The organism is Ruegeria sp. YS9, assembly GCF_024628725.1.
In the GTDB taxonomy this organism is placed as follows: Bacteria; Pseudomonadota; Alphaproteobacteria; order Rhodobacterales; family Rhodobacteraceae; genus Ruegeria; species Ruegeria atlantica_C.
Genome location: NZ_CP102409.1, coordinates 2,349,165 through 2,361,362, shown reverse-complemented (window position 1 = coordinate 2,361,362; position 12,198 = coordinate 2,349,165). Strand labels below are relative to the sequence as shown.

Sequence of the window (12,198 nt, the reverse complement as noted above, 5' to 3'; positions counted from 1 at the left end):
CGCCATGCGTCTGAGCCAATGTCATAACTTCCACGATTTCCGGCGGCTGGCCAAGCAGCGGCTGCCGGGGCCGATCTTCAACTATATCGACGGTGGCGCGGATGATGAGGTGACGTATCGGGAAAACACCAAGGCGTTTGACCGATGCGATCTGTTGCCTTCGGTCCTGCGCGGGGTTTCGGACGTGGACATGTCCGTCACGGTGATGGGGCAGAAACTGGACATGCCGGTCTATTGCTCGCCCACCGCGTTGCAGCGCCTGTTCCACCATCAGGGTGAACGCGCCGTTGCAGCGGCGGCCGAGAAATACGGCACCATGTTCGGAGTTTCCTCTCTGGGTACTGTCTCGCTGGAGGAACTGCGCCAGAAACACAAGAACCCGCAGGTCTATCAATTCTACTTCCACAAGGATCGCGGATTGAATGCCGCGATGATGCAGCGCGCCAAAGAGGCGGGTGTCGAGGTCATGATGCTGACCGTCGACAGCATCACCGGTGGCAACCGCGAGCGTGACCTGCGCACGGGGTTCTCAATCCCGTTCCGGTTGACGCTGGGCGGCATGATCCAATTTGCGATCAAGCCGATGTGGGGCATCAACTATGTCACCCATGAAAAGTTCCGGCTGCCTCAGTTGGAAGAACATGTGGATATGGGCGGTGGGGCCAGCTCGATCGGCGGGTATTTCACCGATATGCTCGATCCGTCGATGAACTGGGATGACGTGGCGCAGATGGTGCGCGACTGGGATGGTCAGTTCTGCCTGAAAGGTATCATGACCGTCGGTGACGCGAAACGCGCGGCAGAGATCGGGTGTACCGGCATCATTCTGTCGAACCACGGTGGCCGCCAACTGGATGGCTCGCGCACACCGTTTGACCAACTGGCCGAGATTGTCGATGCCGTCGGCGACAAGCTGGACGTGATGATGGACAGCGGCATTCAGCGTGGCACCCATGTGCTCAAGGCGCTTTCGATCGGGGCCAAAGCCGTGGGTGTCGGGCGGCACTACCTTTATCCTTTGGCTGCCGCAGGGCAGGCGGGGGTCGAACGGGCCCTTGGGCTGATGCGTGCCGAGATCGAGCGCGACATGAAACTGATGGGTGTCACCAGTGTTGGCCAGCTCAGCCGCGAGAATATTCGTTTCCGCAATCCCTAACCCAAACAGGGGCCGATATGACCAATGACGCGTTGATCAAACATTTCCGCTCCATCGTCGGTGCGCGTCACGTGCTGATCGGAGCGCGCGCGACAGAGCGTTTTCGGCGTGGTTTCCGCTCGGGCGAGGGCGAGGCGCTGTGCGTCGTTCAGCCGGGGACTCTGCTGGAACAATGGAAGATCCTGCAAGCCTGCGTCGCAGCCGACAAGATCGTCATCATGCAAGCGGCCAATACTGGCCTGACCGAAGGGTCTACGCCGTCCGGCACCTATGACCGTGACGTGGTTCTGATCAACACGCGCCGAATGGATACTCTGGTGCCCTTGAACGACGCAGAGCAGGTCGTCAGCTTTCCGGGCGCCACGCTTTTTGCGCTGGAAAAACTGTTGGCCCCTTTGGGGCGCGAGCCGCATTCGGTGATCGGTTCGTCCTGCATCGGCGCGTCGATCGTGGGTGGGGTATGCAACAATTCCGGCGGTTCTCTGGTAGAGCGCGGGCCGGTTTACACGGAACTTTCCGTCTATGCGCAAGTCACCGAACAGGGTGAATTGGAACTGGTCAACCACCTCGGCATCGATCTGGGCAACACGCCGGAAGAGATCCTTGCCAACCTTGATGCAGGGAAATTTGAACGCAATCCCGGGGCAACCAACAAACGCGCATCGGCCAGCGACTACGCACAGATCGTGCGGGACGTGAATGCGGAAACGCCTGCGCGGTTCAATGCGGACAAGGCCAGGCTTTTCGAATCTTCGGGCTCGGCCGGGAAGCTGGCCGTTTTTGCCGTACGCCTTGACACCTTTCCCAAGAACGAAGTCGAGAAGGTGTTCTATGTGGGCACCAACAATCCCGACGATCTGGCAGACCTGCGGCGCCACATTTTGTCAGAGTTCAAATCGCTGCCGGTTTCGGCCGAATACATGCAGCGCGAAGCGTTCGACATTGCAGCACGCTATGGCAAGGACACGGTCGTGATGATCGACAAGCTTGGCACGGACCGTCTGCCGATGTTCTTTGCGATGAAAGGCGCCGTGGATGCCCGCCTGCGGCGCATTCCGTTCCTGCGCAATTTCACTGATCGTTTCATGCAGGCAGCAATAGCTTTGTGGCCACGTGTCCTGCCTAAACGGATGATGGATTTTCGCGACAAGTACGAGCATCACCTTATCCTGAAAATGAAGGATGAAGGTGTGTCCGAGGCTGCTGAGTGGCTGCCGCGATTTCTGAGGGACCGCGATGGCGGATTTTTCGAATGTGATCCGCGCGAGGCCAAGATTGCAGGCCTCCATCGTTTTGCGGCGGCGGGCGCGGCGGTGCGTTACATGGCGATCCATTCGGACGACGTCGCAGACATCATCGCACTGGACGTCGCACTGCGCCGCAACGATCAGGACTGGCTGGAGAAGCTGCCGCCTGAGATCGAAGACCAGTTGGTTCACAAACTCTATTACGGGCACTTCATGTGCCACGTGATGCATCAGGATTACATAGTCAAAAAAGGGGCCGACCCAAAAGCGCTCAAGGCCGCAATGTTGAAACTGTTTGACGAACGCGGCGCGGAATACCCTGCTGAACATAACGTGGGGCACCTTTACAAGGCCAAGCCCGACCTGGCGGCACATTACAAATGCTGTGACCCGACCAACTCGTTCAATCCGGGTATCGGCAAAATGTCCAAGGCTAAGAATTATCAATAACCGGTTTTCCGGCGCGGCGGGGTGCTGTGAAAACGGCCGACAGATACGTCGGGTTCTGATGAGAAGGGTGTTGGTACCCGACTGCCTGATTTCCTGAGCGCACCCCCGCAAGCATCTGCCGCGCAGAAGGCTGCCAAAACCGAATGGGCGTCGCTTGTCAGCCGTAGGGAAGATTCGGACAGCGCAGTCGGAATCGGCAAGGAATTTCGCGGTGAGGCGCGAAACTCTGCCGCGATTGGTGCAGATCGTTTGGTTTTGAGTGTCAAACACACGTGTTTGTCAGGCCGTTAAAGATCTGAACCGGCGGGTTCGGACGGTCCATTGGCTGAGCACCTTTCTGTTCAGGTAAATTCGGGATTGCATGATTTCTGACGGGTTTTCCTAGGGTTACCCTTGATCTGCAATCGATGTGCAGATCAACCCTCCGAAGCTGCGGGCCAGAAGCCCGTTTTGCATGCGAAAAATTGCAGATGAAGAGAGCCGGGAAATCGCCAATTTTCCCTTATTTTTCACGTTTTTTGGAGAACTACGGGAAACCCCCAATTTCGCGCCGCGACAAACAGGGGTAAACATGACCTACCGTACTTACCACACAAACACACACACGGTATTAACTTTCCCCGATGAGGGGCTGGTCACACCCCCTCGGCCGGCCCCTCTTAACTTTTGGGGTCAGTGGCAATGCGGATCGTTGCCAATGTCGAAGGGCGTGATGATCTTCCCGAGCGGTGTCAGCTTTTGATCAACGCGGCGACGAGCGCGGGCAAGTCTTGCGATGCGCAATAGGCCACGGTGTGTGGAATCTCCGCGACCGGCGTCTTCCGATACCCTTCGGTAAACAGCAAAAACGGGATTTTCGCCCGAGCGGCCGTTTCCGCGTCAACTTCGCTGTCGCCGACGAACAAACGTGGGCCAGAAGCCTGAAGCGCATCGAAGCTTGCGAACAGATGGTTGGGGTCCGGTTTTCGCGTCGAAAGGCTGTCGCCACCAATAACAACGTCGAAGAGTTGCGACAGGTTCAGCGCCTCAAGCACATGCCGTGCGGGCGCTTCTGGTTTGTTGGTGCAGACACCCAAAGCGCACCCCATCTGTCGTAAGGCAACCAGCGCTTCGGGGATGCCTGGGTAAGGAACAGTCGTTTCGCTTGCAGCGGCATTGTAATGCTTCAGGGTCAGTTGCGTCAGTTCCGCATGGCGGTCCAGCGGCAGGCCGCAATGCAGGATCACGCGTTCAACCAGTTTGGGCAAACCGTTGCCGACGAATCCTTTGATGATGTCCGTCGGCAGAGGATCATGCCCAACGTCGTTCAGCGTGCGGTTGGCCGCCGCCGCCAGATCGCCCAGGCTGTCCACCAGCGTTCCGTCCAGATCGAATACAACTGCTGCGGTCATGTTTGCTTGCCCTTCATCGCCCGACCCAAGACCTAACCCGCCCTGTTCCGGGGGGCAATCGCCTGTTTCAAAACGATGCTTGACAAACCTTACTAAAATAATCAGATTAAGCGACAGGAACAGAAAGCCAGCCCTTTCGGGGTCAGCCAGATCACATGAAACGCGATAGATATGGCACCATGCCGAAACGCTCTGGAGATGTCCCGATGAACGTACAGAACCCGACCCCAACCCAAGGTTACGCTGTCTCGATGCTTCCCGCGCACAAGGCCGAGGATCTGACCAAGGGCGGAAACCTGGCCCACATAGAACTGGGCGATCAGCTCTATACCCTGCGCATCACCCGCGCAGGCAAACTGATCCTGACGAAATGAGCGCGCCTTTCAAGCGCGGCGGCGCAGCAGTGGGCCGCCTTGCCGATCTCGATCCCATCGAAGCGGGCGCCGTGATGTATCTGCGGATGTGGAGCGACGGTGAGGGCGGGCGCGCCGACGCTGCCAGCGATTTCCAAGTCGCGCTGGGCGCGGAATGCGGGCGTGCCGCAATGCTGACCCTGGACCGCTTGTGTTCGCTATGCGCCACCCATGGCCGCCGCCCTTTGATCCGGCATGGTCTTGGATGTGCATGCCTCGGCGCGGATGAGAATTGCTTTGCCCAGATGATCGCGGCAGCGTCCGAAGGGGCGCGTGAAGACGCGATGATGCTGGCGTCCTTGATCGTGCGTCCGGATTTTGCCCCCGCCTTGGCATCCCTGTCGGAAGAACTGGGACTGACTCTCAGACGTATGACGGCTGGTTTCGAAATGCCGATCACCGGCCACCAGACCCCCTCGGCCGTGCTCCACTGACCCTGAGTGTTGAACGGCCAAACCCCGGCGATGCGCCGGGGTTTTTTCGTTCAGCAGCACCCGCATCCGGCATGGTGATGGTCATGATCGCACACAAGGGCAGGGGTGAAGTCACCCACTTCGGACAACACATCCCGCAGCGCCCACAGGATCATGTCAACATCCTCGGCCTCGATGGTCAGGGGCGGGCGAATCTTCAGGATGTTGTCCTTGGGTCCCTCGCTGCCGATCAGGATGCGATGATCGCGCATCCGGTTTTTGACATAGCTGCAAATCTCGGTGCCTTCGCTTCCGTCGGGGTTGATCAGTTCCACGCCGAGAAACAGCCCCATACCCCGCACGTCGCCAACGCAACCAAAGTCGGTTTCGATCTGGCGCAGCCCCGCCATCAGGCGATCCCCCATCAGGCGGGCATTGTCCTGCAAGCCTTCGTCGTCAACGATATCCAGCACCTCTTTGCCGATCCGGCAGGACAGGGTCGAGCCGCCAAAGGTCGAAAAGAACTCGATCCCGTTGTTGAAGCTGTCCGCGATCTCTGTGGTCGTCACCAGCACGCCCAGCGGGTGCCCGTTGCCGATTGGCTTGCCCATCACCACGATATCCGGAACCGCGCCCTGGTGTTCGAAGCCAAAATAGTATTCGCCCAGTCGTCCCAGACCTGTCTGCACCTCATCGGCGATGCAAACGCCGCCGGCAGCCCGGATTTTTTCGTAAACCGCAGGCAGATAGCCCTTGGGCGGAATGATCTGTCCGCCGACGGACGGGAAGGTTTCCGCGATGAAACCGGCCACGCCCTGTCCCCGGTCCCGAAGGGCCGCAATCGCCGGATCGACAAGATCAGCAAATCTTTGCGCCCGGTCCGCATCATCTCGCTTGAATGACCCGCGATAGTCATCCGCAACCTCGACCAGTTCAACCCAGTCGGCTTTCCCGATGCCGCCCGGTTTGTTGAATTTGTAGGCCGAGATCGCCACCGCAGCGTTCGTGTTGCCGTGATAGCCGTGATCCGGCGTCACGATCCCCTTTGCGCCGGTATGGGCGCGGGCCAGCCGCAGGGCCAGTTCGTTGGCCTCGGTTCCCGAGTTGACGAAAAAGCAGACCTGTAGGTGATCCGGCAGCTTGGACAGGATCTTGTCGGCAAATTCCACCTGTGCCGGATGCAGATAGCGGGTGTTCGAGTTCATGCGCCTTAGCTGATCCGCAGCCACGGCCTGAATGCGCGGATGGGCATGGCCCACATGCGGGACGTTGTTGTAGGCGTCCAGATAGGGGCGTCCCCATTCGTCGAACAGGTGATGCTTCCAGCCGCGCACCAGCATGACCGGATCGTCATAGGTCAGGGACAGGTTGCCCCCGAAATGCGCCCGCCGTTTGTTCAGGATTTCCGTTTTATCCGTAGGGTGATAGAACACCTTGTCATCCGGCAGGTTCAGCAACGCCGCCGGGTTCGGGCAGACCGCGTGCCACAGCTCCATCTCGTCCGGATCGCCGACGCCGGGCCAGTCCGCTCTCATGCCATCAGTGGTGAGCGCCAGTTGGAAATGCACATGCGGAGCCCATCCGCCATTCTGGCTGGCATCTCCCAACCTGGCAAACGCGGCTCCCTGTGCCACCGGGTCCCCAGGTTTCAGCCGGTCGCAGCATTCCGGGTCCAGATGGCCATAGAGCGTATAGAACGGGTCGCCTTCGGGCGTTTCGTGATGCAGGATGATCACGCCGCCGTAATCAAGGTGCTGGTCGCGGTTCTCGACCACTTCGACCCGCCCGCTCATCGGTGCATGCAGAACCGTCCCGGCACGCGCAAACACATCCACCGCCAAATGCACCGTCCGCCTGTCCGAGGCTTTCCAGGGGCCCTTGCGGAACCCCGGCTCGGCATAGATCAGGCGGGGCTCGTTATAGTAACCCAGCCACAACCCCTCACCATATTCCTCGCCAACCCGCGCAGCCTCGGCCAAAGGCATGTGGAACGGGTCTTGGGGCCAGACGCAGTTTTCGACCGAAAGCGAGCCCATGGGCACATCGCTCAGATCCTGGCCGAACATGTCGGCAAAATGTCCACGGTGTTCCTGAAGATAGGCGTGGATGCGTTCAGCCCCATCGACAACCGGCAAGCCGCAAGCTGCCCGCAACCGCGCCGACATCAGCCCGCCATTGACGGATGTGTTCTCAAGGAACCGCCAGGCAGGCGCCTGAGAGATCGTCACATAGGGATCATCCGGGTTCTCGGCCGCCATCAGGGTCGAGTTGACGACCGACACGGCAAGCCGCATCCTCAGCAACGGCCAGATCAGGTCAACCTCATCCGCCCGCAGCCGGTTGGCCGCGTGATAGCCCTTTACCAGAGCAGCCAGTGCCCGTTCCGGCTTGGGGTGATCCAGCACGACATACGCGCCGGCAATCGCCAGATCGCAGATGCGCGGCGCGGCGCACATGTCACCCAGATCGATCAGGCCCGAGATACGCCGCCGCTCGCCCAGTTCCCCTTCGACCAGAATGTTGTAGTCATTGGCGTCATTGTGGATGGCCTGTTTCGGCAGGTCCGCAAGGACATCCGCGATTGCAGCGAACCCCTCACAGATTTCCGTCAGCAGTGCCCGTCGCGCGGGGTCAGGGATAGCGTTTAACTTGTCAGCAATCCAGCCCGCCTGCATCAGATCCCATTTGAAACCGGCCCGGTGCAATCCCGCATGCTCAAACCCTTCCAGGGCCCGGGCGGTCGCCCCCAATACGCGCCCCAGTTTCAGGATCAGCTCTTCGGATTTTGGGGCGGCCTTCGCGTAACATTGCCCCGGCAGGCACTCCAACAGCCAAACCAGCCTGCGCTGCCCTTCAGAATCGGCGATCTCGGGCAGCGTTGCGCCGGCCAAATCGGGGAACACCTTGGGAAACGGCAACCCCGGTGCCTCTGAAGAGATATGCGCCAGCGCCTTGATCTGAAGATCAACCAGATCCGCATCGCATCCGGCCCGCATGGCTTTCAGCACATAATCCTGACCATTGGTGGCCTGCACCAGAAAGTTCAGGTCATATTCACCATCCAACCGCGTCAAACGGGCGTCCAGCCCCCAGAGCTGCCGCAGCGCGGCCGTCCAAAAAGCATTCAAATCGTCCATCCCGTCTCCGCCCCGATCGCGCCGGAGCCCTCTTCATCTGGCCAAAATATCCTCGGGGGGAATCGCGCCTTGGCGCGATGGGGGGCAGACAGCCCCCCGCCTTACCCCATGGCCCGCAGGCGCTTGATCAACGACGAGGTGTCCCAGCGGCCACCACCCAGTTTCTGTACATCCTTGTAAAACTGATCGACCAGAGCGGTGACGGGCAGGGACGCGCCGGTTTCATCGGCGGTATCCAGACAGATACCCAGATCCTTGCGCATCCAGTCGACGGCAAAGCCATGTTCAAACTGATCATCCAGCATGGTCTCATACCGGTTTGCCATCTGCCAGCTCCCCGCCGCTCCCTGGCTGATCACCTCGACCACCGCGCGTCCGTCCAGCCCTGCCTTTTCGGCAAAGTGCAACGCTTCGCTGAGACCCTGAACCAACCCAGCGATGGCGATCTGGTTGCACATCTTGGTCATCTGGCCCGCGCCGCTGTCCCCGATCCGGCGGCAGATCTTTGCATAGACCTGCATCACCGGTTCAGCCGCATCATAGGCCGCCTGATCTCCGCCGCACATGATTGACAGAACACCGTTTTCAGCGCCTGCCTGACCGCCCGAGATCGGCGCGTCCACAAAGGCTATACCCCGTGATTGGCCGGCAGAGTACAATTCCCGCGTGACCTTTGCTGACACCGTCGTGTGGTCGACGAAAACAGCCCCGCTGGACATGCCGTGAAATGCGCCGTCGCCGCCGGTGCAAACCATGCGCAGATCGTCGTCATTGCCGACGCAGGCCATCACGAACTCGGCCCCTTCAGCCGCGTCTTTCGGGGTGGCCGCCATCGACCCGCCATGCTGCTTTACCCAGGCTTCGGCCTTGGCGGCCGTGCGGTTGTAGACAGTAACGTCATGACCTGCGGCCTGAAGATGCCCAGCCATTGGATAGCCCATGACACCCAGGCCAAGGAACGCGACTTTTGCCATTTTGTGATCCTCTCCGCTGTTCGGTCGGCTTCAGCGGTGGATGCCTGGCCGAAATGTTTGGCGAAGACAAAGCAAAGCTGCGCCCAAAGGGCAACCCCAAGTCAGCCTTTCCCGCCCAGATCCCGCAGGATCGGGCAATCAGGCCGGTCATCCCCGGCGCAGGCGTCGATCAGGTGGCTCAGCGTCTCGCGCATCGCGTTCAGGTCGGCGATCTTGGCTTCGATCTGCGCCAGATGATCCCGCGCGACCTGTTTCACATCTGCGCTGGCGCGGGTTTCATCCTCGTAAAGCGCCAGCAATGTCCGGCAATCCTCGATGGTGAACCCAAGCGCCCGGGCGCGGCCCAGAAAGTTCAGCTTGTGCACGTCCTGATCGCGAAACCGGCGATAGCCGTTGTCATCGCGCAGCGGTTTGATGAGGTTGATATCTTCATAATACCGGATTGTCTTGGCAGGCAGGCCGGTGCGGGCGGACACATCTCCGATATTCATGCATGCACCTCCTTGGCGGGCGGGATCGGTGTTTCCGGCACGCTGGCTCGGACGCGACGCAGGCGCAGCGCGTTCGAGACGACAAAGACACTGGACAGCGCCATCGCACCAGCCGCCAATGCCGGAGACAACAGATGGCCACCGAACGGGTAAAGGGCGCCAGCAGCGACGGGGATCAGCAGGACGTTGTAACCAAACGCCCATCCCAGGTTCTGGCGAATGTTCCGCATTGTCCGGCGGCTGATCTCGGTCGCATTTGCAACCCCGCGCAGATCACCGGACATCAGGACGACATCGGCCGTTTCGATGGCTACATCCGTGCCCGTCCCGATGGCGATGCCGATATCAGCCGTTGCCAGCGCCGGGGCGTCGTTTATGCCGTCGCCGACGAAAGCCAGCGTTCCGAACTGGTCCCGCAAGGCGGTGACCGCATCCACCTTGCCGTCGGGCAGCACTTCGGCGGTGACGTGATCGATCCCCAACCGATCAGCCAAGGCCTGCGCGGTGCGCGCGTTGTCTCCGGTGACCATGGCCACGGTCAGACCCATTTGGTGGAGCCGCTCCAGCGCCTCTTCGGTGCCGGGTTTGACCGGGTCGGACACCGACAACGTGGCCGCGGCCTGTCCATCCAATGCGACGAACAATGGTGTTGCCCCTTCGGCGGCGCGGGCCTCTGCCTCGCTTGCCAGGGGTCCAAGGTCGATCCCGCGTTGTTGCATAAGCCGGTGCGACCCGATCAACACGTTCCGGCCTTCAACCAGCCCCTGCATGCCAAGCCCGGTAATCGACAGGACGTCCGTCGCCTCTGGCAGCGTCGCAGGCCCGGCCCGGGTGATCGCCGAAGCTATTGGGTGTTCCGACCGCGCCTCGAGGGCGGCGGCCAGCCGCACAACCTCATCCCTGTCAAATCCGTTCGCCGTCAAAACACTGACCAGTTCCGGACGGCCCAGAGTCAGGGTCCCGGTCTTGTCCAGAGCGATGACGCGTGCCTGCTGAAGCTGTTGCAGGGCATCGCCCTTGCGGAACAGAACCCCCAGTTCGGCTGCTCGCCCGGTGCCGACCATGATCGAGGTCGGCGTGGCCAGCCCCATGGCACAAGGGCAGGCTATGATCAGCACCGAAACACCAGCGACAAGCGCCAGCGGCAGGGCCGGTCTTGGGCCGAAAATCAGCCAGGCTGCGACGGTGATCATGGCGACCAGGATGACCGCCGGGACAAAGCGATATGTAATCCGATCGACCAGGCCCTGGATCGGCAGCTTGGCCCCCTGCGCCTGCTGTACCATGCGGATGACCTGCGCCAGCACGGTGTCACCCCCGACGCGCGTCGCACGAACCCGCAAGGCGCCGGTGCCATTCACGGTTCCCCCGACAACCGTTGCACCGGCTGATTTGCCAACCGGTATCGGCTCGCCCGTGATCATGCTTTCATCCACGTACGAGGTGCCCTCGAGCACTTCGGCATCCACCGGCACACGTTCGCCCGGGCGGATGTGCAGGATGTCGCCCACCGCAATCTCGGCGATAGCACGGTCTTCCATCCGGCCATCGACTTCGATCCGCGCGCTTTTGGGTTGATGGCCCGCCAGTTTACGGATCGCGGCCCCGGTTTTGCCCTTGGCGCGCGCCTCCATCAGACGGCCCAGAAGGATCAGAACGACAATCACGGCCGCCGCCTCGAAATAGACATTGGCTGTACCTTGCGGTAACGCGCCGGGGGCGAATGTGGCCACGACCGAATACAGATAGGCCGCACCGGTTCCCAGCGCGACCAGCGCGTTCATATCCGGCGTGCCCCACAGCAACGACGGGATGCCCTTGCGATAGAACACGCGACCGGGCCCCAGCAGCAGGGCCGATGTCAGGGCGAACTGAATCAACTGGCTGTTCTGCGCGCCGATGGTGGCGTGAACCCAGTGATGGAAAGCGGGAATCATGTGCCCGCCCATCTCAAGAACGAACACAGGCAGGGCGAGTACGGCGGCCAATATAGTGGTCCGGGTCAACCTTTGAATTTCGGCATCTTCGCGGTTTTCAGGTTTCGAAGCGCCTTGTAGCCGCGCCGGGTATCCGGTGCCGGTGACCACCTGCGCCAGCGCCTCTGGCGTTGTTGCCCCGGCAGCGTAAGTCACCGCGGCAGTTTGAGTCGCCAGATTGACCTGTGCTTCGATCACACCGGGGCTGGCCGTCAGCGCGCGCTCGATCTTGGCCACGCACGAGGCGCAGTTCATGCCTTCAATGCTCAGATCCACCCGGCTGGTCTCGGCCGGATACCCTGCCGCGTCCAATGCTTTGGTCAGCGCCGAAACCGGCCCGTCAAAAGCCAACTGTGCGGACTTGGTTGCAAAGTTGACCGAGGCCGTTTCAACCCCGGGCACATCACGCAGCGCCTCTTCAACGCGGCCCACACAGGATGCGCATCCCATGCCCGTGATTTTCAGCTCTGTCAGTGCTTTTTGCGCCATGCGACTCGCCCCTGAAATTTCCTTGCTCACCAGATGGGGGTTCCAGTGACGGGAAGGTCAA

9 protein-coding genes are annotated in these 12,198 nt (G+C 60.7%); 4 read left to right on the top strand and 5 right to left on the bottom strand.

Annotated features, from left to right (window positions below; genetic code table 11):
* The first annotated feature begins 4 nt into the window (after positions 1–4).
* Together NOR97_RS11975 and dld are read left to right on the top strand one after the other, a co-directional pair.
* A complete protein-coding gene (locus tag NOR97_RS11975; RefSeq protein ID WP_170346118.1) occupies positions 5–1,156 on the top strand; it encodes an alpha-hydroxy acid oxidase in 1,152 nt (383 codons plus the stop codon).
* A 17-nt stretch (positions 1,157–1,173) separates the two neighbouring features.
* Positions 1,174–2,853, top strand: coding sequence for a D-lactate dehydrogenase (dld, locus tag NOR97_RS11970; protein WP_257599240.1), 1,680 nt, complete (start codon positions 1,174–1,176; stop codon positions 2,851–2,853).
* Positions 2,854–3,584: 731 nt separating this feature from the next.
* On the opposite strand, the gene gph is transcribed toward dld, so the two are convergent.
* The gene (gene gph / locus NOR97_RS11965; RefSeq protein ID WP_257599239.1) at positions 3,585–4,244 is read right to left on the bottom strand and encodes a phosphoglycolate phosphatase; all 660 of its coding nucleotides are present in this window, start codon (positions 4,242–4,244) and stop codon (positions 3,585–3,587) included.
* 206 nt (positions 4,245–4,450) lie between these two features.
* Here gph and hemP point away from each other — a divergent pair, with 206 nt between their 5' ends.
* Together hemP and NOR97_RS11955 are read left to right on the top strand one after the other, a co-directional pair.
* A complete protein-coding gene (gene hemP, locus NOR97_RS11960) occupies positions 4,451–4,618 on the top strand; it encodes a hemin uptake protein HemP (RefSeq protein ID WP_083445319.1) in 168 nt (55 codons plus the stop codon).
* Complete coding sequence (locus tag NOR97_RS11955) at positions 4,615–5,091, top strand: hypothetical protein (protein ID WP_257599238.1); 477 nt, start codon at positions 4,615–4,617, stop codon at positions 5,089–5,091. Before hemP ends, NOR97_RS11955 begins: the two co-directional genes overlap by 4 nt.
* A 50-nt stretch (positions 5,092–5,141) precedes the next feature.
* On the opposite strand, the gene NOR97_RS11950 is transcribed toward NOR97_RS11955, so the two are convergent.
* From NOR97_RS11950 to NOR97_RS11935, 4 genes are all read right to left on the bottom strand, one after another.
* Complete coding sequence (locus NOR97_RS11950; RefSeq protein ID WP_257599237.1) at positions 5,142–8,207, bottom strand: aminotransferase class III-fold pyridoxal phosphate-dependent enzyme; 3,066 nt, start codon at positions 8,205–8,207, stop codon at positions 5,142–5,144.
* Between the two features lie 101 nt (positions 8,208–8,308).
* Positions 8,309–9,181, bottom strand: a complete 873-nt coding sequence (locus NOR97_RS11945; RefSeq protein ID WP_257599236.1) for an NAD(P)-dependent oxidoreductase — start codon at positions 9,179–9,181, stop codon at positions 8,309–8,311.
* Positions 9,182–9,282: 101 nt separating this feature from the next.
* Positions 9,283–9,672 carry a Cu(I)-responsive transcriptional regulator gene (gene cueR / locus NOR97_RS11940; protein ID WP_170346124.1) on the bottom strand — a complete coding sequence of 130 codons (390 nt, stop codon included), beginning with the start codon at positions 9,670–9,672 and terminating at the stop codon, positions 9,283–9,285.
* Positions 9,669–12,137 carry a heavy metal translocating P-type ATPase gene (locus NOR97_RS11935; protein WP_257599235.1) on the bottom strand — a complete coding sequence of 823 codons (2,469 nt, stop codon included), beginning with the start codon at positions 12,135–12,137 and terminating at the stop codon, positions 9,669–9,671. The genes cueR and NOR97_RS11935 overlap by 4 nt, the downstream gene beginning before the upstream one ends.
* Positions 12,138–12,198: the final 61 nt, after the last annotated feature.

Excerpts from the sequence above, each read along its gene's own strand:
- NOR97_RS11945 (WP_257599236.1), bottom strand. The coding sequence starts at position 9,181 with ATGGCAAAAGTCGCGTTCCTTGGCCTGGGTGTCATGGGCTATCCAATG.
- dld (WP_257599240.1), top strand. The coding sequence starts at position 1,174 with ATGACCAATGACGCGTTGATCAAACATTTCCGCTCCATCGTCGGTGCG.
- NOR97_RS11975 (WP_170346118.1), top strand. The coding sequence starts at position 5 with ATGCGTCTGAGCCAATGTCATAACTTCCACGATTTCCGGCGGCTGGCC.
- cueR (WP_170346124.1), bottom strand. The coding sequence starts at position 9,672 with ATGAATATCGGAGATGTGTCCGCCCGCACCGGCCTGCCTGCCAAGACA.
- NOR97_RS11950 (WP_257599237.1), bottom strand. The coding sequence starts at position 8,207 with ATGGACGATTTGAATGCTTTTTGGACGGCCGCGCTGCGGCAGCTCTGG.
- NOR97_RS11955 (WP_257599238.1), top strand. The coding sequence starts at position 4,615 with ATGAGCGCGCCTTTCAAGCGCGGCGGCGCAGCAGTGGGCCGCCTTGCC.
- gph (WP_257599239.1), bottom strand. The coding sequence starts at position 4,244 with ATGACCGCAGCAGTTGTATTCGATCTGGACGGAACGCTGGTGGACAGC.
- NOR97_RS11935 (WP_257599235.1), bottom strand. The coding sequence starts at position 12,137 with ATGGCGCAAAAAGCACTGACAGAGCTGAAAATCACGGGCATGGGATGC.
- hemP (WP_083445319.1), top strand. The coding sequence starts at position 4,451 with ATGAACGTACAGAACCCGACCCCAACCCAAGGTTACGCTGTCTCGATG.